Here is a 19,933-nt window from a genome sequence, read left to right on the forward strand (position 1 = left end):
GGCAGGCTCAATAGCGTTTTCCCCATGACAACTGGGTGGCACGAGGCAGCCGACGCGGTTCGGCTGGAGGCCGTGCGCAAGGAGTACGGCGACGGCGTGACCGCGCTGGACGGGGTCTCGATCGCGTTCCCGCGGGGCGGGTTCACCGCGGTGATGGGCCCGTCCGGTTCGGGCAAGAGCACGTTCCTGCACTGCGCCGCCGGCCTCGACCGGCCGACGTCCGGCCGGGTCGTGCTCGACGGCCAGGACCTCGACGGCAAGAACGAGACCTACCTGACGAAGCTGCGGCGCGACCGCGTCGGCTTCGTCTTCCAGGCGTTCAACCTGCTCCCGGCGCTGACGGTCGAGCAGAACGTCGTGCTGCCGCTGCAGCTGGCCGGCAAGCGGGCGGACAAGCGGCTGGTGGAACGGATCCTCGTGCACGTCGGGCTCGACGGGCGCCGCAAGCACCTGCCCGGGCAGCTCTCCGGCGGCCAGCAGCAGCGCGTCGCGATCGCCCGCGCCCTGATCGCGAGTCCCGCGGTGCTCTTCGCCGACGAGCCGACCGGCGCGCTCGACACCCGCACGGCGTCCGAGGTGCTCGGCCTGCTGCGCGACTCCGTCCGGTCGTCGGGCCAGACGGTGATCATGGTGACGCACGACCCGGTCGCCGCGTCCTACGCCGACGACGTCGTGTTCCTGGCCGACGGCCGGATCGCCGGGCGGCTGGCCCGGCCGACCGCGGCAGCCGTCGCCGAGCGGATGACCCACCTGGGGGCCTGGGGCCGGGTGGCGGCCTGATGTTCAAGCTGGCCCTGCGCACCCTCCGCCTGCGCAAAGGCGGCTTCCTGGCGACGTTCGTCGCCGTGTTCTTCGGTGCGCTGATCGTCTCCGCGTGCGGTGGCCTGATGGAGACCGGCGTCCGGTCCGAAACGCCGGTGCAGCGGTTGGCCGCGGCGCCGATCGTCGTCGGCGGGCAGCAGACGCTCAAGCTGCCCGAGGACGACCCGGCGACCCTCGAACCCGGCGACAAGCACAAGTTCGAGAACGCCACCCTGCCCGAGCGCGTCCGGCTCGACGCAGGCCTGGCCGGCCGCCTGCGCGCGGTCCCCGGCGTCACCGGCGTCGTCGGCGAAGTCAGCTTCCCCGCGCAGATCGGGGTGGCGAGCGCGCTCGGGCACGCGTGGGATTCCGCGGTGCTGACGCCGTACACGCTGAAGGGTGCCGCGCCGAAGCCGGGCGAAGTCGTCGCCGACGCCGGGCTCGGACTCACCGTCGGGGACACCGTGCCGGTCGCCGCGCACGGCAGCGTCGGCCGGTACCGGATCTCCGGGATCGCCCAGGCGCCGCAGGCCATGCGCGACGCGGCGGTCTTCTTCGCCGCCTCGGACGCCGGACGGCTGTCCGGGCACCCGGGCCGCTTCGACACCATCGGCGTCTTCGGCGGCGACGTCGCCGCCGTGACCGCGGCCGTCGGCGACGCCGGGGTCGTGGCGACCGGCGTCGACCGCGGCGCCTTCGAGTTGCCCGAAACCGGCCGGAGCGGCGAGAACCTGATCGTCTTGGCCGCCGTGTCCGGCGGGCTGTCGGCACTGGTCATGGTGTTCGTCGTGGCGGGCACGCTGACGCTGTCGACGCAGCAGCGTCAGCGCGAACTCGCGCTGCTGCGCGCGGTCGGCACGACCCCGCGCCAGCTGCGGCGGATGGTGCTCGGCGAGGCGCTCGTCGTCGGCGTGCTCGCGGTCGGCGTCGCGGTGGTGCTCGGCCCGGTGCTGGGCAACTGGCTGTTCGACCGGCTGACCGCGCACGACGTCGTCTCCGACGTGCTGCGCTTCGAGCAGGGCTGGGTTCCGGCGATCGTCGCCGCAGGCGCGGCGCTGCTGGCCGTCGTGACCGCTTCCTTCGTGGCGGGACGGCGGGCTTCGCGGGTCCGCCCGGCCGAGGCGCTCGCCGAAGCCGCCGTGGAGCGGCGCTGGCTGACGCCGATCCGGCTGATCACCGCGATCCTCTGCTTCGCGGGCGGGACGGCGCTCGCCATCGTCACGGTCGCGGTGATGACCGGCCCGGTGGCGGCCAGCACGGCCGGCCCGTCGGTGATGCTGTGGGCGTTCGGGCTCGCGGCGATCAGCCCCGGCGTGACGAAGCTGGTGGCGATGCTGCTGCGCTGGCCGGTGCACGCGCTCACCGGCGTCAACGGCCGGGTCGCGCTGCGCAACACCCGCGTCGGAGCGGTGCGGGCGGCCGGCGCGGTCACCCCGATCATGCTCGCGGTCGGCATCGCGACCGCCAACATCTACCTGCAGACCACGCAGGAAGCCGTCTCGAACCAGGCCTTCACCGAGGACCTGCGCGCGGACGCCGTCATCGGTGCGCCCGGCGGGCTCGACCCGGCGGTGCTGGGCCAGGTGCGCGCGGTACCGGGCGTCGCCGCTGCTTCGGAGTACGTGACCAGCACGGTGTTCGTCGAGAAGCCGTTCGACTCGGGCCAGCACGACGACGGCCGGCCCGCACTGGGCGTCAGCGAGCTGACCGGGAACATCGTCGAGGTGCCTTCGACGCTCGGCCACCACGTCGGCGACACGCTGTCGCTGCGGCTCGGCGACGGCACGCCGGTCGATGTGCGGGTCACCGCCGTCACCGACCAGCGTCCCGGGTTCGAACGGCTCGTGCTGCCCGCCGAACTGCTGGCCCCGCACACGACGCTCGGGCTCGCCCCGCAGCTGCTGGTCCGCGCCGCTCCCGGCGTCAACCCGGCGACGCTGACTTCGCGCCTTCGCGAAGCGACCGCCGGGTTGCCGGTGCTCGTCGGCGATCGCGGCACGCTGATCGCGGCGCACGCCAAGGGCAACGAGGTCGGCGCCTGGGTCAACTACCTGCTCGTCGGGATGATCCTCGCGTACACGGTGATCTCCGTGGTGAACACGCTGGTGATGGCGACCGCGAAGCGGCGCCGCGAGTTCGGGATGCAGCGGCTGAGCGGCTTCACCCGCGGCCAAGTGCTGCGCATGGCCGGTGTCGAAGGCGGCCTGATCGCGACCATCGCGGTGCTGCTCGGGACCCTCGTCGCGGCCGGGGCGATCGTGCCGTTCTGCCTCGTGGTGACGGGTTCGCCGCTGCCGTCGGGGCCGGTGACGATCTACCTGACGGTGCTCGCGATCGCCGTGGTGCTCTCGCTCGTGGCGATCCTGGTGCCGGCCTGGGCCGCGACGCGCGGGCGTGCGGTCGACGCCACATCCGTCGGTGAGTGACCCCGGCCGTGTGTAAGACTCACGGCCGTGGCGAACCCCGGGTTGGATCAAGCGGCGAAACTCGAACTGGCCAGGCTGGTCACCGATCTTTCCGTGGTGCACGGAAAAGTGACCCTGGCGTCCGGCAAGGAAGCCGACTACTACATCGACCTCCGGCGGGCGACCCTGCACCACGCGGCCGCGCCGCTGATCGGCAAGCTGCTGCGCCAGCTCACGGCGGACTGGGACTACGTCGCCGCCGGCGGCCTCACGCTCGGCGCCGACCCGGTCGCGCTGGCGATGCTGCACTCCGCGGCGACCGACGGGGTCGTGCTGGACGCGTTCGTCGTCCGGAAGTCGACCAAGGAACACGGCCTGCAGCGCCGCATCGAGGGCATGGAGGTCCGCGGGCAGCGTGTGCTGGCCGTCGAGGACACGTCCACGACCGGCGGCAGCGTGCTGACGGCGGTCGAAGCGCTGCGCGAAGCGGGCGCGGACGTCGTCGGCGTCGTGACGGTCGTCGACCGCGACACCGGCGCGCGCGAGGCCATCGAGAAGGAAGGCCTGGAGTACCGGTACGTCCTCGGCAAGGACGACCTCGGCCTCGACTGACCACCACCGGGGCGGATCCGTGGATTCGCCCCGGTCGCGGCCGGCGCCCACAATCGGTGCGTGACGTTTTCCGTGCGCCGGTGTCCTCCACTCGAGGAGGTGCCGTGACGACCAGCGCGGAACCCGCGACACCGCTCGACGACGCGACTCTCGTGTCCCGCGCGCGGGACGGCGACGTCCGGGCGTACGAGCAGCTCGTGCTGCGCTACCAGGGGCCGATGTTCCGGCTCGCGGTGCGGATGCTCGCCGACCGTGGCGACGCCGAAGACGTCGTCCAGGAGGTCTTCCTCAACGCCTGGCGCAAGCTCGGCCAGCTCGGCGACGACGCCGCGTTCGCGGGCTGGCTCTACCGGGCCACCACGAACCGCTGTCTCAACGCGATCCGCGCGCGCAAGCCCCAGGCCGACGTCGACCTCGACACCGCCGAGTCGCCACGGGCCGATCTCCAGCCGGAGCGGGCCGCCCAGGTCAGCGGGCAGCTCGCGGCCCTGACCGCGGCGCTGGCGCAGCTGACCCCCGAGCAGCGAGCGTGCTGGCTGCTGCGCGAAGTGCACGGCCGCTCCTACGAAGAGATCGGCGAAGTCGTCGGCGTGACCGCGACCGCCGTCCGCGGCCGGATCGCCCGGGCCCGGGCCCAGCTGGCGGAGGTGATGAAGCCGTGGCGATGACGGACTACGAGCTGCCCTGCGAACGCGATGTCGACCAGGTGTGGCAGCGGCTCGACGCGGTCGGCGCCGGGCTGGCCGACGAGCACGAGCTGACCTGCCCGCACTGCCGCGCCGCGCGCGAGAGCCTGCTGGCCTTGCGCGAGGCCACTTCGGTGCTGGCGGCCGAAGAGGACGTGCCGTCGCCAGACCTGTTCGGGCGGATCATGTCGGCCGTGCGCGCCGAGGTGCGACGCGGCTCGATGGTGCCCCTGCCGACGCCCGAACCCGGGTTCGTCGAGGTCAGCGAGCAGGCGGTGGCCGCGGTGCTGCGGTACGCGGCGGACACGGTCGACGGCGTCCGGGCGCGGCGCTGCCGGGTGCGCGCGGACGGCGAAGGGGCGATCGACGTCGAACTCACCCTGGCGGTGCGGTGGGGGATCGCCACGGGTGGTGCAGCGTTGCCGATGGTGCGTGAGCGGGTGACCGCGGCCGCCGCCGCCCGGGTGGGCCTGCCGCTGGGGCGGCTCGACCTGGTGGTGGCCGACGTGTACGGGGAGCCGGAATGAGCGCGGAGTACGTCATCGCCGACCCGGTGATCGCCGGGCTCGCGGCCCGGGCGGCGAGCACGACCCCGGGCGTCGTCCGGCTCGAGCCGGACCTGCGTGGCCTGGTGACGGCGTGGACGCGCGCGGCTCGTCAGCGCTGGAAGGGCCTCGAGCCGGCTCCGGTGGACGGCGTCCGGGTCCACACGGCGGACGGCCGGGTCACGGTCCGGATCGACCTCGTCACGGCGGGGGCCGACCAGGCGGCGGCGGTGGGCCGGGCGGTCCAGCGCTCGGTCACCCGGTTCGTGGCCGAGCAGACCGGCCTGGTCGTCGACGAGGTGTCGGTGTCCATCATGGACATCGAGCCGGCGGACCGGTGACCGCGGGCGAAACCGTCGAGCGCATCATCGGTGCGCTCGAAGCGGTGGACGGCCTCCGGCCGGCGACCCCGGAGTCCGCGTGGTGGCCGGCGGGCACGGCGGTCGACCTGTCGGCGGAGCGCGTCGAGATCCGGCTGATCGCCACGCGGCTGCCGATCCCGCCGTTGCTCGACCGGGCCGCCGAGCTGGTGCGGCCGGTGCTGGCGGGAACCGAGTGGGCCGGCGCCCGGCTTCGGCTGGTCGTCACCGACCTCGACGGCGCGGCGTTCGGCTGACGGCGAAAACCCGGGGCGGTGGACGGGGTCCCGGGCGTACCGTCGGGCGCATGGACGAGCCGTCGACACCCGGCGAGCCGCCGGAACCGCACCGGCCGCCGGACCCGAACCGGAAGAAACCGGACGGAGCACCGGATCAGTACCCGCACGAAGAGCCGACGCAGTACCCCGCGAAGCGGCCACCCGAATTTCCACCGGGCGTAACGCCTCCGTCACCACGTCGGTGAACGGGTGCTCCGCCTGGGTTAAACATCACACGGATGGGCACTCATAAGGACGGACGACGTCGACCGGCGGAGTAAAGTCGCTGGTAGGGGGATCGGTGGAGGGGGTGCGATGGCGAAGTTCCTGGCCGACGTGACCGTCGCGGTGCACATTCTGGCGCTGTTGCTCATCGGTTTCGGCGGATTCGTGGCTTGGCGCTGGCCGAAACTGATCTTCATCCACCTGCTCGGGCTCGCCTGGGGCATTCTGGTCAACGTGGCGCCGGTGGCGTGCCCGTTCACCGCGCTGGAGAACTACTTCCGGCACCAGCAGGGCCTCGGCGACCTGCCCGGCGGGTTCAACGCCTACTACCTGTACGGGACGGTGTTCCCGCAGTCGTGGCTGCCGGCGATCGGGATCGGCGCGATCGCGGTGGTCGCCTACTCCTACGTCGGCGTGTACCACCGCTGGCGTCACCGCCACGACCACGACCACACCGAGGCCCACGTGCGCCCCGTTCACCTCGGTTAGGCGACAATCGGCGGTGTGACCACACCGCACGACGTCGGACCCACCGAGTGGGTGAGCCGCGAAGAGGTCGGCGTCGGCCCGTGGCCGGGTGAGTGGCCCGCGGACGAGCGGTACGACCCGGACCTGCTGCGGGACGGCGACCGCCGCAACGTCGTCGACGCCTACCGCTACTGGCGCCGCGAGGCGATAGTGTCCGATGTGGACAGCCGGCGGCACCCCTTCCACGTGGCGATCGAGAACTTCCAGCACGACCACAACATCGGCACCGTGGTCCGCACGGCCAACGCGTTCGCCGCGGCCGAGGTGCACATCGTCGGCCGCCGCCGCTGGAACCGGCGCGGCGCCATGGTGACCGACCGCTACCAGCACCTCCGGCACCACGAAGACGTCGGAGGCCTGGCCGGCTTCGCGGCGGAGCACGGCCTCGCCGTCGTCGCGGTGGACAACACTCCGGGGTCGCAGCCGGTCGAGACGGCCGAGATCCCGCGCGAGTGCGTGCTGCTGTTCGGCCAGGAAGGCCCCGGGCTTTCCGCGCAGGCGCAGGAAACCGCATCGCTGGTGGTGTCGATCGCCCAGTTCGGCACGACCCGCTCGATCAACGCCGGGGTCGCGGCCGGGATCGTCATGCACGCCTGGATCCGGCAGCACGCCGATCTCGGCCGCGCCTGGTGAGGGCTACAGGCCCCAGCCCCAGCGCAGCTGCGCCACGCCCGTCGCGTTGTTGGTCTCCAGACCGCTGCCGCTCTGCCGGGTGATCGAGTACGTGTCGCCGGACCGCAGGCCGGGCCAGTAGACGACGCCCATCTGCCGCGACCGCGTCAGATCGGTGGTGGCGGCGAAGTACGCGGTGAAGTTGTTGCCGTCCTGGTGCCCGGCGGAGTAGTCCAGTCCGGTCGTCATCGGGGCGCCTGCCTCGTCGATGACGGTGCGGGACGAGTACGACCCGAGCCGGTTGCTGAGGTTGGTCGTCCACGCCGAGCGGTTCGTGTCGGACGCCCAGTAGCCGTAGAAGTGCAGCGACAGCAGTGTGCCGCTCAGCGCGCTCGCCGCGCCGACGCCGGTGACGTTGTCGTTGTAGCCGGTGCCGCTGATCAGCACCCGGCCGCGGGGGATGCCCGAGTGCCGGGACAGCCAGGACGAGCAGAGCGACACCCAGGCGCTCAGGCTGTAGCCGAACGGCTCGTTCATCGGTTCGAAGTACACGTTGCCGTTGCCGCCGTAGTCGGCGGTGACCTTGTCCCACATGGTGTTCCACGCCGTCGTGTCGTCGACGAAGCCGTCCTTGTTCGCTTCCCAGTACCCGAAGATGACCTTCATGCCGTGGGACAGCGCCGAGTCCGCGGCGCCCTTGTACCGCCCCCACCAGTCCGAGTTGACGCTCTGCGGGTTGATCGGCAGCCGCACGGTGTTCGCGCCCAGTTTCTGCTGGAAGCCGCTGATGATGCCGTCCGCTTTGGTGCGGACGGTGTCGTAGCTGTCCCCGGCGGTGAGGCCGGTCGGGATGACCCACCCGTCCACGTAGTTGTCACGGGAATCCGCCCAGTTGACGCCGCGGAACGCGTTGGTGGCGGCGGAGGCGCTCGGCGGAACCGCGAGCAGGGGGACAGCGAGTGCCACGGCCATCGCGGCGCGTAGCCAGATACGAGTACCACAGCGCTTCATACGAACTCCGATGTCCGAGGGGGCGCGAGAGAGATCGATGTTTACGTCAACATCGAAGGGGAGAATGCGCCCGCGCCCGCGCCGGTGTCAAGCGTCAGGCAGGAACGACCTCGACCGGTATCCCGTTCAACACCGACGTTCCGGACGGAACGTCCAGGAGGGTTTCGTCGGCGACCAGGTTCGAGTTGACGCCGGGGTTCGCGCGCGCCACCCGGGTCCGCGCGCCGTCGACGTCGTGGCCCCAGCCGTGCGGGATGCTGACGACGCCGGGGCGGACCTCGTCGGTCACCTCGACCGGGACCTGCAGTTTCCCGGCGCGGGACGTCACCGAGGCGAGACCGCCGTCGGTGAGCCCCAGGCGCGTCGCGTCGGCGGGGTGGACCTGCACGGTGCACCGGTTGCCGCCCCGGACCAGCGGTTCGAGGTTGTGCATCCACGAGTTGTTCGAGCTCAGGTGCCGCCGTCCGATCAGCACGAGGCCGGTTTCCGCGTTCTTCGCAAGTTCTTCCCGCAACCGCGGAACGTCGGCGACGGCCGGCTCGGGGGCCAGTTCGATCCGGCCGGACGCCGTGCACAGCACCTCGGGGATGCGCGGCTTCAGCGGCCCGAAGTCCATCCCGTGCGGCGCGGCTTCCAGGTCGGCCAGCGTGACGTCGTAGGGGCCGGCGCGCAGCAGCAGGTCGACCAGCCGCGCGGGGCCGGTGCGTTCCCCGGCGACGGCGACGTCGAGCCCGGTGCGCCGCGCGGTCTCCCCGGCGACGAAGGCGTCGAGCGCCGCGACGTCGGCCTCCGGGCCCTGACCGGCGACGATGCCGGTGAGCCGCAGCATCGTCTCCCACTCCTGCGGCAGCGCCGACGGCAGCGTCGCCGGTGTCCAGTTGGCGACGTTGCGGATGGAGAGCTGGTAGAAGGCCAGGTCGAAGTGCGGGCGTTCCAGCGGCGACGGGCCGGGCAGGATGACGTCGGCCAGCCGCGACGTCTCGTTGAGGTAGACGTCGACGGAGATCATGAACTCGAGGTCGCCCAGCGCCGCGGCCAGCCGGCCGGCGTTCGGCGTGCTGAGGCACGGGTTGCCGCTGACGGTGATCAGCGCGCGGACCTGGCCCTCGCCCGGGGTCTCGATCTCGTCGGCGAGCGTCGCGACCGGCAGTTCGCCCAGGACCTCGGGGTAGCCGCGGACGCGGCTGTGCCAGCGTCCGACGGTGAACGGCCGCCGGTTCCCGGTGGGCTGGCACGCGGCCAGCGGGAACATCGCGCCGCCCGGTTCGTCGAGGTTGCCGGTGAGCACGTTGAGGACGTCGACCAGCCAGCTCGCGATCGTGCCGAAGGCCTGCGTCGTGGTGCCGAGCCTGCCGTAGATCACGGCGTTCCCGGCGTCGGCCAGTTCGAGGGCCATGCGCCGGATGTCGGCGGCGTCGATCCCGGTGCGCGGCGCGACGGCCTCCGGCGTGAACGGCTGAGCCAGCTCACGGACGTCGTCGAGGCCGTTGAGGTGCGCTTCGAGACGGCCCGGCCGGACCCGGCCTTCCGCGAACAGCACGTTGACCAGCGCGAACAGCAGCAGCGCGTCGGTGCCGGGGCGGATGGCGTGGTGCTCGTCGGCGAACTGGGCGGTGCGCGTGCGACGCGGATCGACGACGACGATCTTGCCGCCGCGGTCCCGGATCGCGCGCAGGCGCCCGCGGACGTCCGGCGCGGTCATCAGGCTGCCGTTCGAGACGAGCGGGTTGGCGCCGAGGATCAGCAGGTGCCGCGTCCGGTCGAGGTCGGGCACCGGGATGGCGAGCGGGTCGCCGAACATCGTGCCGGAGGAGTAGTGCTTCGGCAGCTGGTCGACCGACGCCGCGCTGTAGAAGTTCTTGGTGCCCAAGGCTTTGTAGAGCACCCGGCCGTAGAGCGTGAGCGCGATGTTGTGCACGCCGGGGTTGCCCGCGTACACGGCGACGGCGTCCCGGCCGTGCTGCTCGAGGATCGGCGGGAGCCGCCGGGCGATCTCGTCGTAGGCCTCCTGCCAGCTGACCTCGACGAACTCGCCGTCGCGCTTGAGCAGCGGGGCGGTCAGCCGGTCGGGGTCGTGGTGCAGCGCGCCCAGCGACGCGCCCTTGGGGCAGATGTATCCCTTCGAGAAGACATCCTGTTCGTCCCCTTGGACCCGCGTGACCCGCTGGTTGGCGTCGAGCGTCACCTCCAGGCCGCAGGTGGCTTCGCACAGCGGGCAGGTGAGGTGGGCCGTCGTCATGACCACCGAACGTACCGAGCGGTATGTCGATCGGCAAGGCACGATTGCGTCATGGACGTCTCGGCCGCGGAACACGCGGTGACTTCGCGGCACCTGCGCCGGGTGTGGACGCTGCCCGGCACGGTCCTGGGCCGCAGCCGCTGGCCGGCTTCCGTCGATCAGCGGCTCCACTGGCACTGGAACTACTGGTGGCAGGCACACCTGCTGGACACACTGGTCGACGCCCAGTTGCGCGCGCCTGCTCCCGCGCGGCTCGCCTTGATCCGCGCGTTCGTGCGGTCGGTGCGGCTGCGCAACTTCGGCAAGTGGACGAACGACTACTACGACGACATCGCGTGGCTCGGCCTTGCGCTGCAACGGGTTTCGTCGTTGGGCATCGACGTCGGCCCGGCGGTGGCGGCGATCGACACCCAGCTCCTGTCGGGCTGGACGCCGGCGGCGGGCGGCGGCATCCGGTGGCGGCGCGGCGACGACTTCAAGAACGCCCCGGCCAACGGCCCGGCGGCGATCTTCCACGCCCGGACGGGGAATCTTCCGCGGGCCCGCGCAATGACGGACTGGCTGACGTCCACTTTGGTCGATCCCGAGTCCGGTCTGGTCTGGGACGGGATCCGAGCGGACACCGGCGAGCTGGTGAAGCACATTTACACGTACTGCCAAGGGGTCTACCTCGGTGCGTGCCTGGAGTTGTCCGAAATGGACAATGCTGCCCGGACGGTGCGGGCGGTGGCGGAGCATTGCGCACCGGCCGGGGTGATCCGCGGCCAGGGCGGCGGCGACGGCGGGTTGTTCGCGGCGATCCTGGCCCGGTACCTGGCCTTGGCGGCTCGTGCCCTGCCGGGGCCGGAAGCTTCGTTGGCCCGTTCGCTGGTGCTGACGTCGGCGGAGGCCTGCTGGTCGGGGGCCGCGGCCACGCCGGAGGGGCCGCTGTTCAGCGCCTTCTGGGACCGTCCGGCGCCTGCGCTGCCGCTCCCGGAAGACGCGCCGGAGCGGGACCTGTCGGTCCAGGTGGGTGGCTGGATGCTGCTGGAAGCCGCGGCAACGCTGTCGTGAGTGGTAATTCGGGTTAGACCCTCATTACCACTCACGACCCTCAGCAGCCGCAGGAAGCGCCGTGGAGGAACCTGGGGGTCAGCCACACCGATTCCGGCGGCCGGTCCGGGTCGGCCATGCGGGACATCAGCAGCTGGACCGCCCGGCGGCCCAGGTCCGCGACCGGCTGGACCAGCGTCGTCACCGCTGGGCTGACGTTGCGGGCCCAGTCCATGTCGCCGTACCCGACCACCGCCAGCTCGGAGCCGATCCGGATGCCGCGGCGGTGGGCCTCGTACTGGACGCCCACCAGCATCGACTCGTCCGCCACCACCAGCGCGGTCGGGGAGGGCCAGCCGTCCAGGAGCTTGGCCGTCGCGCGGGTGGCGCCGCCCGAGTTCGAGAACCCGCTCTCCACCAGTTCGCGGTTGAAGCGCAGGCCCGCCTGCTCCAGCCCGAGGCGGTACCCGCGGACGCGCTCGCGGCTGACCTCCAGGCCGTCTTCGCCCGAGATCAGGCCGATCTTGCGGTGCCGCCGCTCGGTCAGGTGGCGAACCAGCGACGCCACCGCGTGCACGTTCTCCGTGCCCACCTGGTCGACGTCGTTGCGCGCGGCCACGCGGTCCACCAGTACCGTCGGCACGCCCATCCGCACCAGGCCGTTGATCACCGCTTCGTCGCCGGTCGACGGGACCAGCAGCACGCCGTCCACCAGGTCCGCCCGCAGTGCGCGCACCACCGCGGCCTCTTCGCCCACGGCGTCCTCGGTGTCCGCCAGCACGACGTCGCACCCCGCTTGGGCCGCGGCCGCCCTGATCGCGCGCAGCAGTTCGCCGGAGTAGGGGTTCGCTTGCACCCCCATCGCGACGCCGATCCGGTAGGTGACCGGGGGGTCCCACAACCGGAGCTCCGGCGAAAGTGCGGTCATAAGCCCTCGCAGACGCTCAGCGGAAAGGTATCCGCTGAATGGCCGTGCGGCGGCCGCGAGGACCCAGAATCACTGAAGTGAGTGAACCGGCGGGCAGCCGCACGACTCACGGTGACGCAGAGTGGGTGGCAGCCGCACCGTTTCGGCCTTGCGTGCCGGGTCGTTGATCCGGGCCAGCAGCAGCCGGACCGCCTGCCGCCCGATCTCCTCGATCGGCTGCGCCATCGTCGTCAGCGGCGGGTCGACCAGGTCCGCCCACTCGACGTCGTCGTAGACCACCACCGGCAGGTCACGGCCGATCTTCAGGCCACGCCGCCGGGCCTCGTGCAGCACGCCGACCATCATGCTGTCGTTCCCGACGACCAGCGCCGTCGGCGGCTCGGGCAGGGCCAGCAGTGTGCTCAACGCCAGTGCGCCGCCCTCGCGCGAGGAGTTTCCGCAGGCCACGAGCTCGGACGACCACGTCAGCCCGGACCGGCCGAGCCCCAGCCGGTAGCCGAGTACGCGCTCTTCGCTCGTCGACAGCCCGGGCACGCCGCTGATCATCCCGATCCGCCGGTGCCCGAGGGTGGCCAGGTGCGCGGTCAGCGCCGACGTGGCCTGGATGTTCTCCGAGCCCACCTGGTCGACGTCGGTGCGGGTGGACAGCCGGTCGATCAGGACCGTCGGCACGTCCAGGGACACCAGCTCGCCGATCACCGGCCCGTCGCCGGGGGCGGGCGTGATCAGCAGGCCGTCGACGCGGCGGGAGCGCAGCGCGCGCACCGTGTCACGTTCCGTGTCTGCCGTGTCGTGCGTGTCGGCCAGCAGGACGGTGTAGCCGTGCGTCGACGCCTCCCGCTCGATCGCCTGCATCAGCGTGGCGAAGTACGGGTTGGCCACCAGGGAGATCGCCATGCCGATCGACCGGGTGCCCCCGGTGACCAGCGACCGCGCGATCGCGTCACCGGTGTAGCCGGTCGTCTCGATCGCCCGCAGCACCGCCGCCTTGGTGTCCTCGGCGACCGCGCGCGTCCCGTTCACGACGTGCGAGACGGTCGTGATCGACACGCCGGCGAGCTCGGCGATGTCCCGCTGGGTCGGTCGCGAAGACCTCGGCTGAGGCATACCCTTCCTTTCCGGCAAGCGTTTGCGCAAACGCTTGCGCGCAACGAGCAGTCTGTCTACCTTCCCGACCATCGGCAAGCCTCGAACCACAGCGTCTTGGAAAAAACCACAGCGTCTTCGAAAGAGGGCAGGAACCCATGAGACAGCGAAGTCTCACCGCAGTCGTGCTGGCCGCCGTCCTCGCCGCGACGACCGGCTGCACCGTCGAGCGCCATTGGGGCGGCAACACCAACACCGGCGGGAGTGGCAAGGCGAAGGTCGGCCTGGTCACCAAGACCGACACCAACCCCTACTTCGTCGAACTGCGCAACTCCGCGAGAGCCGCCGCGCAGGCCAACGGCGCCGACTTCAACGCGCTCGCCGGCCAGTTCGACGGTGACAACGACGGCCAGGTCCGCGCCATCGAGAACCTCCGGCAGCAGGGCGTCAACACCATCCTCATCACGCCCAGCTCGTCCACCGGCGTGCTCAAGGCGATCAAGGACGCCCGCGACGCCGGAGTGCTCGTGATCGCCCTGGACACCGCCACCGAGCCGCCGGACGCCGTCGACGCCACCTTCGCCACCGACAACTTCGCGGCGGGCGAACAGCAGGGCGCCTACGTCAAAGCCGCGCTCAAGGGCGCCCCCGCCAAGCTGCTCATGGTCGACGGCACCGCCGGCAGCTCGGTCGACACCCAGCGGCACACCGGCTTCCTCAAGGGCATCGGGCTGACCGACGGCTCGCCGGAGATCAAGGGCCACACCGCGGCCAACGGCGACCAGAGCCTCGCCCAGCAGGGCATGGAGAACCTGCTGCAGCGCAGCACCGACATCAACGCCGTCTACTCGATGAACGAGCCGATGGGCCGCGGTGCGTACGCGGCGCTGAAGGCCCGCGGGCTCACCGGGCAGATCGTGATGGGCTCGATCGACGGCGGCTGCGAGGGCGTCCAGAACGTCAAGGACGGCCTCTACGCGGCGACCGTGATGCAGTTCCCCAAGAAGATGGCCGAACAAGGGGTGCTCGCCGCCGTCGAGTACGCCAAGACCGGCAAGAAGCCGACCGGGTTCGTCAACACCGGATCCGCCGTGATCACCGACAAGCCCCTGCCCGGCATCGAAAGCCACGACACCGCCTGGGGCCTGCAGAACTGCTGGGGAGGCACGAAATGACCACGGCGACAGTGTCCACAAGGGACACAAAGGAACGTGAGTCGCTCGGCGAGTTCCTCCTCCGCGCCCCCGCGGTCGGCCCGGCGCTCGCGCTGGTCGTCGCGATCGTGGTGTTCTCGCTGGCCACGGACACCTTCTTCGACCTCGACAACCTTTCGACGGTGGTCCAGCAGTCACTCGTGGTCGGGACCCTCGCGCTGGGCCAGACGCTCGTCATCCTCATCGCGGGCATCGACCTGTCCAACGCGGCGTCGATGGTCGTCGCGACGCTGATCATGGCGAAACTCGCCGCGGCCGGCACCAACGGCTTCGTCGCGCTGCTCGCCGGGGTGGTGCTGACGATCATCGTCGGCATCTTCATCGGCGGGCTCGCGACGCGGATCAAGCTCCCGGCGTTCATCATCACGCTCGGCACGTTCACCATGCTGACCGCGGTGTCCAAGCTGATCGCCGGCGGCCAGGCCGTGCCGGTGACCGACGGGGTGCTGCAGTGGCTCGGCACCAAGCGCTACCTCTTCGGCGGCATCCCCATCACCTACGGCATGACGCTGGCGCTGCTGATGTACCTCGGCGTCTGGTACGCGCTCACGAAAACCGCGTGGGGCAAGCACGTCTACGCGGTCGGCAACGCGCCGGAGTCCGCGCGGCTGTCCGGCATCAAGGTCAACCGCACGGTGCTTTCGGTGTACATCGTGGCCGGGCTGACCTTCGGCGTCGCCGCCTGGCAGGCGCTCGGCCGGACGCCGAACGCCGACCCGAACCAGTTCCAGCTCGGCAACCTCGACTCGATCACCGCCGTCGTCCTCGGCGGCACGAGCCTCTTCGGCGGCCGCGGCTCGGTGCTCGGCACGCTGATGGGCGCGCTGGTCGTGGCAGTGCTGCGGTCGGGACTCACGCAGATGAACGTCGACGGCAACTACCAGGACCTCGCCACCGGCGCCCTGCTGATCGCCGCCGTCGTGGTGGACCGGATCGCGAGGAGGCAGCAGCAGTCATGACCGAACCGATCCTCCAGGCCCGTGGCCTGGTGAAACGCTACGGCCGGGTCACCGCCATCGACGGCGCCGACTTCGACCTGCTGCCCGGCGAGGTGCTCGCCGTGGTCGGCGACAACGGCGCCGGGAAGTCGTCGCTCATCAAAACCCTTTCCGGTGCCGTGATCCCGGACGAAGGGGAGATCAAAGTGGACGGCAAGGCCGTCCACTTCAAGTCCCCTTTGGACGCTCGCCACTACGGGATCGAGACGGTGTACCAGGACCTCGCCGTCGCCCCCGCGCTCGACATCGCGTCGAACATGTTCCTCGGCCGGGAAAAGCGGCTCAAAGGTCCGTTCGGGCTGTTCCGCAAGCTCGACACCGCCACCATGCGGTCCGAGGCGCAGCGGATCCTCGACGAGCTGGGCATCAACATCAAGTCGATCAGCCAGCCCGTCGAGACGCTCTCCGGCGGCCAGCGCCAAGGTGTCGCCGTGGCCCGCGCGGCCGCGTTCGGCACCAAGGCCGTGATCATGGACGAGCCCACCGCCGCGCTCGGCGTCGCCGAGTCCGGCAAGGTGCTCGACCTGATCGGCCGGATCCGCGACCGCGGCCTGCCGGTGGTGCTGATCAGCCACAACATGCCGCACGTCTTCGACATCGCCGACCGCATCCACGTGCACCGCCTCGGCAAGCGCGTCGCGGTCGTCTCGCCGAAGACCCACTCGATGAACCAGGTCGTCGGCCTGCTCACCGGGGCACTGCGGCTCAACGAGAACGGCGAAGTGGAAGAAGCCGCCGCTGCCACGCACGTGGCCGGCTTGAAGTGAGAGTGCTGCTGGCGGGACTGTGCACCGTGGACGTCGTCCAGCGGGTCGACGAGCTTCCGGCGCCGGGCGAGAAGGTGCAGTCGCTGCGGGTGGACGTCGCGGCCGGTGGGCCCGCGACGAACGCCGCGGTGACGGCCGCCGCGCTCGGCGCCGAGGCGACCCTGCTGACCGTCCTCGGTGCACACCCGCTGGCGGCCCTCGCCCGCGCCGACCTCGAAGCCCACGGCGTCCACGTCGTCGACCTCGCCCCTTCGCAGCCCGGCCCACCGCCGGTCAGCGCGGCCGCCGTCCGCGACCGCGACGGCGAGCGAACGGTCGTCTCCCGCAACGCCGGCGAGCGGCACTTTCACGTGAAAGTGCCGCTTTTTGGGGTCGGTGAGGCTGATGTGGTGCTTGTGGACGGGCATCACCCCGAGTTGGCGCTGGCGGTTGCGAGGGGAGCGAGGGCGCGGGACGTGCCGGTGGTGCTCGACGCCGGGAGCTGGAAGCCCGTGCTCGACGAGCTGCTGCTCCTGGTCGACGTGGCCGCCTGCTCCGCGCACTTCACCGCGCCGGAACCCGGCCTCCACCAGCGCGGCGTCGGCACCGTCATCACCACCGCGGGGGCCGGCCCGGTGCGGTGGTCCACTGCGGACGGCAGCTCGGGTGAGGTGCCTGTCCCCGTCGTGGAAGCTCGGGACACACTAGGAGCGGGCGACGTCTGGCACGGCGCGCTCGCCGTGGCCGTGACCCGCGAAGCGACGGTGACGGACCGGATTCGCTTCGCCAACGAGGTGGCCGCCGAACGGGTGCGGCATGTGGGACCGCGGTCGTGGACGACCGCGATCGCAGGAAGGAACAGGACATGACGGCGTTCGACGACCTGCTGGCCCGGGCCGAGGGCCTGACCGTACGCGGGCAGCGCAACGTGCTCGGCATCATCGGCGCGCCCGCGTCCGGCAAGACCACGCTCGCCTGGGCGCTGGCCAACGCGCTCGGCTCCCGCGCGGCGGTGGTCGGCATGGACGGCTTCCACCTCGCGCAGGTCGAGCTGCGCCGGCTGGGCCGCACCGAGCGCAAGGGCGCCCCGGACACGTTCGACGCCGCGGGCTACTACCACCTGATCCGCCGCCTCGCCGAAGGCCGCGAGACGGTGTACGCGCCGGAGTTCCGCCGCGAGATCGAGGAACCGATCGCGGGGGCCGTCGCGGTGCCGCCGGAGGTCCAGCTCGTCATCACCGAGGGCAACTACCTGCTGCTCCCGGACGACCCGTGGAGCGCGATCCGGCCGCTGCTCACCGAGGCCTGGTTCCTCGCCCCGGACGAGCCCGAGCGCATCGAACGGCTCGTGTCGCGCCACCGCCGCTACGGCCGTTCGCTGGTCGAGGCCAAGCAGCGCGCGCTCGGCTCGGACCAGCGCAACGCCGACCTCATCTCGCAGACGCGCGACCGGGCGGACCTGGTGCTGGAGAACCTGCCGCTGGCGAACTTCGCGATTTGACCCTCATCGTCACGGGCGGTAGCCGCGGGATCGGCGCCGCGATCTGTTCACTGGCTGCCTCCCGTGGCCACGACGTCGTGGTCGACTACTCCGGCGACCCCGAACCCGCGGAGGCCGTCGCCGAAGACGTCCGCGCGCAGGGCCGCCGGGCGCTGGCCTTCCGCGCGGACGTCGCGAGTGAGGACGACGTCCGCGCGTTGTTCGCCGCGGCGGCCGAACTGGGTCCGGTAACCGGCCTGGTCAACAACGCGGCCACCGTCGGCAACACCCCCGGCCGGCTCGACGAGTACGAGGTCGACGTCGTCCGGCGCACGTTCGACGTGAACGTGACGGGGGTGTTCCTGTGCTGCCGCGAGGCGGTCCGCCGGATGTCGACCCGCTACGGCGGCGACGGCGGCGCGATCGTCAACATCTCGTCGACGGCCGCGCGCACCGGCTCGGCCGGGGAGTGGGTGCACTACGCGGCGTCGAAGGCCGCCGTGGACACGCTGACCTTGGGGCTGGCGCAGGAGGTCGCCGGGGAGGGCATCCGGGTCAACGCCGTCCGGCCCGGCATGGTCGACACGGGCCTGCACGAGGCGGCCGGCTTGCCGGACCGGATGGCGAAGTACGCACCGCTGATTCCGATGGGCCGGCCGGGCGAGCCGGTGGAGATCGCGGAAGCGGTGCTGTTCCTGCTGTCGAATGCGTCGTCGTTCACCGCGGGCGCGGTGCTGGACGTCGGTGGCGGCCGGTGACCGTCCGGGCACCCTCCGATAATTCGGAATGACCTTCGGTCACCGGCGTCCGCCTGCTGAGACGGCCGGAGACGACGAGATCACGATCGGACGGGGAACTTGGTCACTCGTGTTTTGGCCGTCGAACGCTGTGCAACTCTGGGAAGCCGCCACGCGAAAGGACGGCTTCGGAAGCCATGGCAAAACTCATGTCCGTGCACCACCTCGCGCTCACCGTGACCGACGTGGACCGCAGCGTGCCGTGGTACGTGCGTGTCCTCGACCTCGAGGAGGTCACCCGGCGCGAAGAGCCGGACACCGGACTGCGGAAGGTCGTGCTGCGGTCCGCCGGCGACGAGTTCGCCGTGGTGCTGGTGCAGCACGCGGACACCGGGCGGCGTGGGTTCGACGAACGCCGGACCGGGCTGGACCACGTCGCATTCCGCGTCCATTCCGCCGCTGAGCTGGCCGAATGGGAGAGCCGGCTCGAGGAGTTCGGCGTCTCCTACACCTCGGCCGCGCCGTCGCGCACGTTCGAAGGCTCGCGCGTGATCGTGTTCCGCGACCCCGACGGCATCCAGCTCGAAATCTGGACCGACCCGCAGCTCTGAAGGCTCAGGCGCGGGCGTTGCTGTCGTTCGGTTCGTCCACCGGGCGGCGCATCTCCTGGCGGTAGCGCAGCACGCCGTACCCCGTGCCGAACACGAAGAACGCGATGCTGATCCACAGCGCGGCCGTCTTCAGCCACGGCAGGGCGTCCAGCAGGCCGGCGCCGTAGTAGCCGAGCAGCACCAGCGTCGGCACCCAGAGCAGCCCGCCGAGCGCGGTCGCCGCCATGAACCGGCGCGGATCCATCCGGGCAGCGCCGGCGATCAGCGGGGCGAGCGTGCGGATCCACGGGATCCACCGGGCCGCCACGATCGCGAAGAAGCCCCTCCGGTCCAGGAACCGCTGCGCGCGCTCGAGAGCCTGCCGGTTCAGCACCTTCCCGTCGCGCCGCGCGATCAGCTTCGTGCCGCTGGTGCGCCCGATGTAGTAGCCGATCTGGTTGCCGAGCACGGCGACGATCAGCGCGGCACCCGACAGGAACCACGCGTTCGCGTCCGAACCGTGCTGGGCCAGCACCACGCCCGCCCCGAACAGCAGCGAGTCACCGGGCAGGAACAGCCCGATGATCAGCGCGCACTCGACCAGCACGAAGCTCAGCACGATCACCCAGACGAGCAGCGGCCCGGCGGTGTCCAGCCAGCTCACGCCGACGCCCGCGGCCTCGATGCTCACGACGTTCACCCCCGGAGCCTACGTGGCCCGGGTGAACGCGCCGCGGCGAACGGGCAAATCGAGCCCTTCCGAAGATTCGGCTTTCACCGACCGTGAAGGCCCCCTCACCAGCGGTGAGAGGGCCTTCACG

22 protein-coding genes are annotated in these 19,933 nt (G+C 71.4%); 17 read left to right on the top strand and 5 right to left on the bottom strand.

Annotation, left to right across the window (positions count from 1 at the left end; all coding sequences use genetic code 11):
• Positions 1 to 24 precede the first annotated feature (24 nt).
• The 9 genes from AB0F15_RS19750 to AB0F15_RS19790 all read left to right on the top strand — a co-directional run bounded on the left by AB0F15_RS19750 (position 25) and on the right by AB0F15_RS19790 (position 7,072).
• Positions 25 to 780, top strand: a complete 756-nt coding sequence (locus AB0F15_RS19750; RefSeq protein ID WP_360271903.1) for an ABC transporter ATP-binding protein — start codon at positions 25 to 27, stop codon at positions 778 to 780.
• Positions 780 to 3,227, top strand: coding sequence for an ABC transporter permease (locus AB0F15_RS19755; protein ID WP_360271906.1), 2,448 nt, complete (start codon positions 780 to 782; stop codon positions 3,225 to 3,227). Before AB0F15_RS19750 ends, AB0F15_RS19755 begins: the two co-directional genes overlap by 1 nt.
• A 27-nt stretch (positions 3,228 to 3,254) precedes the next feature.
• Positions 3,255 to 3,818: an orotate phosphoribosyltransferase gene (gene pyrE, locus AB0F15_RS19760; RefSeq protein WP_360271908.1), complete on the top strand. Its 564-nt coding sequence runs from the start codon at positions 3,255 to 3,257 to the stop codon at positions 3,816 to 3,818.
• A gap of 104 nt (positions 3,819 to 3,922) precedes the next feature.
• Positions 3,923 to 4,486, top strand: coding sequence for a sigma-70 family RNA polymerase sigma factor (locus AB0F15_RS19765; RefSeq protein WP_360271911.1), 564 nt, complete (start codon positions 3,923 to 3,925; stop codon positions 4,484 to 4,486).
• Complete coding sequence (locus AB0F15_RS19770) at positions 4,483 to 5,031, top strand: Asp23/Gls24 family envelope stress response protein (RefSeq protein WP_360272021.1); 549 nt, start codon at positions 4,483 to 4,485, stop codon at positions 5,029 to 5,031. Before AB0F15_RS19765 ends, AB0F15_RS19770 begins: the two co-directional genes overlap by 4 nt.
• Positions 5,028 to 5,390, top strand: a complete 363-nt coding sequence (locus tag AB0F15_RS19775; RefSeq protein WP_360271913.1) for an Asp23/Gls24 family envelope stress response protein — start codon at positions 5,028 to 5,030, stop codon at positions 5,388 to 5,390. Before AB0F15_RS19770 ends, AB0F15_RS19775 begins: the two co-directional genes overlap by 4 nt.
• Positions 5,387 to 5,665 carry a hypothetical protein gene (locus tag AB0F15_RS19780; protein ID WP_360271916.1) on the top strand — a complete coding sequence of 93 codons (279 nt, stop codon included), beginning with the start codon at positions 5,387 to 5,389 and terminating at the stop codon, positions 5,663 to 5,665. The genes AB0F15_RS19775 and AB0F15_RS19780 overlap by 4 nt, the downstream gene beginning before the upstream one ends.
• A gap of 336 nt (positions 5,666 to 6,001) precedes the next feature.
• On the top strand, positions 6,002 to 6,400 hold the full coding sequence (locus tag AB0F15_RS19785) for a DUF2784 domain-containing protein (RefSeq protein ID WP_360271919.1): 399 nt from the start codon (positions 6,002 to 6,004) through the stop codon (positions 6,398 to 6,400).
• Between the two features lie 15 nt (positions 6,401 to 6,415).
• Positions 6,416 to 7,072, top strand: coding sequence for an RNA methyltransferase (locus tag AB0F15_RS19790; RefSeq protein WP_360271921.1), 657 nt, complete (start codon positions 6,416 to 6,418; stop codon positions 7,070 to 7,072).
• A 3-nt stretch (positions 7,073 to 7,075) separates the two neighbouring features.
• Here AB0F15_RS19790 and AB0F15_RS19795 read toward each other — a convergent pair whose 3' ends face one another.
• The gene (locus tag AB0F15_RS19795) at positions 7,076 to 8,023 is read right to left on the bottom strand and encodes a cellulase family glycosylhydrolase (RefSeq protein WP_360271924.1); all 948 of its coding nucleotides are present in this window, start codon (positions 8,021 to 8,023) and stop codon (positions 7,076 to 7,078) included.
• A 133-nt stretch (positions 8,024 to 8,156) separates the two neighbouring features.
• Positions 8,157 to 10,301 (bottom strand): molybdopterin-dependent oxidoreductase, encoded by a 2,145-nt coding sequence (locus AB0F15_RS19800; protein WP_360271926.1) that lies wholly within the window; start codon positions 10,299 to 10,301, stop codon positions 8,157 to 8,159.
• 51 nt (positions 10,302 to 10,352) lie between these two features.
• Here AB0F15_RS19800 and AB0F15_RS19805 point away from each other — a divergent pair, with 51 nt between their 5' ends.
• Positions 10,353 to 11,354: a glycoside hydrolase family 76 protein gene (locus AB0F15_RS19805; protein ID WP_360271929.1), complete on the top strand. Its 1,002-nt coding sequence runs from the start codon at positions 10,353 to 10,355 to the stop codon at positions 11,352 to 11,354.
• Positions 11,355 to 11,394: 40 nt separating this feature from the next.
• Here AB0F15_RS19805 and AB0F15_RS19810 read toward each other — a convergent pair whose 3' ends face one another.
• Positions 11,395 to 12,261 carry a substrate-binding domain-containing protein gene (locus tag AB0F15_RS19810; RefSeq protein WP_360271932.1) on the bottom strand — a complete coding sequence of 289 codons (867 nt, stop codon included), beginning with the start codon at positions 12,259 to 12,261 and terminating at the stop codon, positions 11,395 to 11,397.
• A 69-nt stretch (positions 12,262 to 12,330) separates the two neighbouring features.
• Complete coding sequence (locus tag AB0F15_RS19815; protein ID WP_360271935.1) at positions 12,331 to 13,368, bottom strand: LacI family DNA-binding transcriptional regulator; 1,038 nt, start codon at positions 13,366 to 13,368, stop codon at positions 12,331 to 12,333.
• Positions 13,369 to 13,505: 137 nt separating this feature from the next.
• Here AB0F15_RS19815 and AB0F15_RS19820 point away from each other — a divergent pair, with 137 nt between their 5' ends.
• The 7 genes from AB0F15_RS19820 (at position 13,506) to AB0F15_RS19850 (ending at position 19,133) form a co-directional block, all read left to right on the top strand.
• Positions 13,506 to 14,522 (top strand): substrate-binding domain-containing protein, encoded by a 1,017-nt coding sequence (locus AB0F15_RS19820; RefSeq protein ID WP_360271938.1) that lies wholly within the window; start codon positions 13,506 to 13,508, stop codon positions 14,520 to 14,522.
• The gene (locus tag AB0F15_RS19825; RefSeq protein ID WP_360271941.1) at positions 14,519 to 15,520 is read left to right on the top strand and encodes an ABC transporter permease; all 1,002 of its coding nucleotides are present in this window, start codon (positions 14,519 to 14,521) and stop codon (positions 15,518 to 15,520) included. The genes AB0F15_RS19820 and AB0F15_RS19825 overlap by 4 nt, the downstream gene beginning before the upstream one ends.
• The gene (locus AB0F15_RS19830) at positions 15,517 to 16,326 is read left to right on the top strand and encodes an ATP-binding cassette domain-containing protein (protein ID WP_360271944.1); all 810 of its coding nucleotides are present in this window, start codon (positions 15,517 to 15,519) and stop codon (positions 16,324 to 16,326) included. The genes AB0F15_RS19825 and AB0F15_RS19830 overlap by 4 nt, the downstream gene beginning before the upstream one ends.
• A gap of 2 nt (positions 16,327 to 16,328) precedes the next feature.
• Positions 16,329 to 17,174: a PfkB family carbohydrate kinase gene (locus AB0F15_RS19835; protein ID WP_360271947.1), complete on the top strand. Its 846-nt coding sequence runs from the start codon at positions 16,329 to 16,331 to the stop codon at positions 17,172 to 17,174.
• Complete coding sequence (locus AB0F15_RS19840; protein WP_360271950.1) at positions 17,171 to 17,806, top strand: nucleoside/nucleotide kinase family protein; 636 nt, start codon at positions 17,171 to 17,173, stop codon at positions 17,804 to 17,806. The genes AB0F15_RS19835 and AB0F15_RS19840 overlap by 4 nt, the downstream gene beginning before the upstream one ends.
• Positions 17,803 to 18,543 carry an SDR family oxidoreductase gene (locus AB0F15_RS19845; RefSeq protein ID WP_360271952.1) on the top strand — a complete coding sequence of 247 codons (741 nt, stop codon included), beginning with the start codon at positions 17,803 to 17,805 and terminating at the stop codon, positions 18,541 to 18,543. The genes AB0F15_RS19840 and AB0F15_RS19845 overlap by 4 nt, the downstream gene beginning before the upstream one ends.
• 176 nt (positions 18,544 to 18,719) lie before the next feature.
• Positions 18,720 to 19,133 carry a VOC family protein gene (locus tag AB0F15_RS19850; RefSeq protein ID WP_360271954.1) on the top strand — a complete coding sequence of 138 codons (414 nt, stop codon included), beginning with the start codon at positions 18,720 to 18,722 and terminating at the stop codon, positions 19,131 to 19,133.
• Positions 19,134 to 19,137: 4 nt separating this feature from the next.
• On the opposite strand, the gene AB0F15_RS19855 is transcribed toward AB0F15_RS19850, so the two are convergent.
• Positions 19,138 to 19,812, bottom strand: coding sequence for a DedA family protein (locus AB0F15_RS19855; RefSeq protein WP_360271956.1), 675 nt, complete (start codon positions 19,810 to 19,812; stop codon positions 19,138 to 19,140).
• Between the last annotated feature and the right edge of the window lie 121 nt (positions 19,813 to 19,933).

The sequence above is a fragment of the Amycolatopsis sp. NPDC026612 genome (genome assembly GCF_040638285.1).
In the GTDB taxonomy this organism is placed as follows: Bacteria; Actinomycetota; Actinomycetes; order Mycobacteriales; family Pseudonocardiaceae; genus Amycolatopsis.

Bases quoted from the DNA above. Each gene is read 5' to 3' on its own strand.
- AB0F15_RS19805 (WP_360271929.1), top strand. From the start codon at position 10,353: ATGGACGTCTCGGCCGCGGAACACGCGGTGACTTCGCGGCACCTGCGC.
- AB0F15_RS19840 (WP_360271950.1), top strand. From the start codon at position 17,171: ATGACGGCGTTCGACGACCTGCTGGCCCGGGCCGAGGGCCTGACCGTA.
- AB0F15_RS19785 (WP_360271919.1), top strand. From the start codon at position 6,002: ATGGCGAAGTTCCTGGCCGACGTGACCGTCGCGGTGCACATTCTGGCG.
- AB0F15_RS19775 (WP_360271913.1), top strand. From the start codon at position 5,028: ATGAGCGCGGAGTACGTCATCGCCGACCCGGTGATCGCCGGGCTCGCG.
- AB0F15_RS19850 (WP_360271954.1), top strand. From the start codon at position 18,720: ATGGCAAAACTCATGTCCGTGCACCACCTCGCGCTCACCGTGACCGAC.
- AB0F15_RS19825 (WP_360271941.1), top strand. From the start codon at position 14,519: ATGACCACGGCGACAGTGTCCACAAGGGACACAAAGGAACGTGAGTCG.
- AB0F15_RS19750 (WP_360271903.1), top strand. From the start codon at position 25: ATGACAACTGGGTGGCACGAGGCAGCCGACGCGGTTCGGCTGGAGGCC.
- AB0F15_RS19810 (WP_360271932.1), bottom strand. From the start codon at position 12,261: ATGACCGCACTTTCGCCGGAGCTCCGGTTGTGGGACCCCCCGGTCACC.
- AB0F15_RS19755 (WP_360271906.1), top strand. From the start codon at position 780: ATGTTCAAGCTGGCCCTGCGCACCCTCCGCCTGCGCAAAGGCGGCTTC.
- AB0F15_RS19815 (WP_360271935.1), bottom strand. From the start codon at position 13,368: ATGCCTCAGCCGAGGTCTTCGCGACCGACCCAGCGGGACATCGCCGAG.
- AB0F15_RS19770 (WP_360272021.1), top strand. From the start codon at position 4,483: ATGACGGACTACGAGCTGCCCTGCGAACGCGATGTCGACCAGGTGTGG.
- AB0F15_RS19795 (WP_360271924.1), bottom strand. From the start codon at position 8,023: ATGGCCGTGGCACTCGCTGTCCCCCTGCTCGCGGTTCCGCCGAGCGCC.
- AB0F15_RS19800 (WP_360271926.1), bottom strand. From the start codon at position 10,301: ATGACGACGGCCCACCTCACCTGCCCGCTGTGCGAAGCCACCTGCGGC.
- AB0F15_RS19820 (WP_360271938.1), top strand. From the start codon at position 13,506: ATGAGACAGCGAAGTCTCACCGCAGTCGTGCTGGCCGCCGTCCTCGCC.
- AB0F15_RS19830 (WP_360271944.1), top strand. From the start codon at position 15,517: ATGACCGAACCGATCCTCCAGGCCCGTGGCCTGGTGAAACGCTACGGC.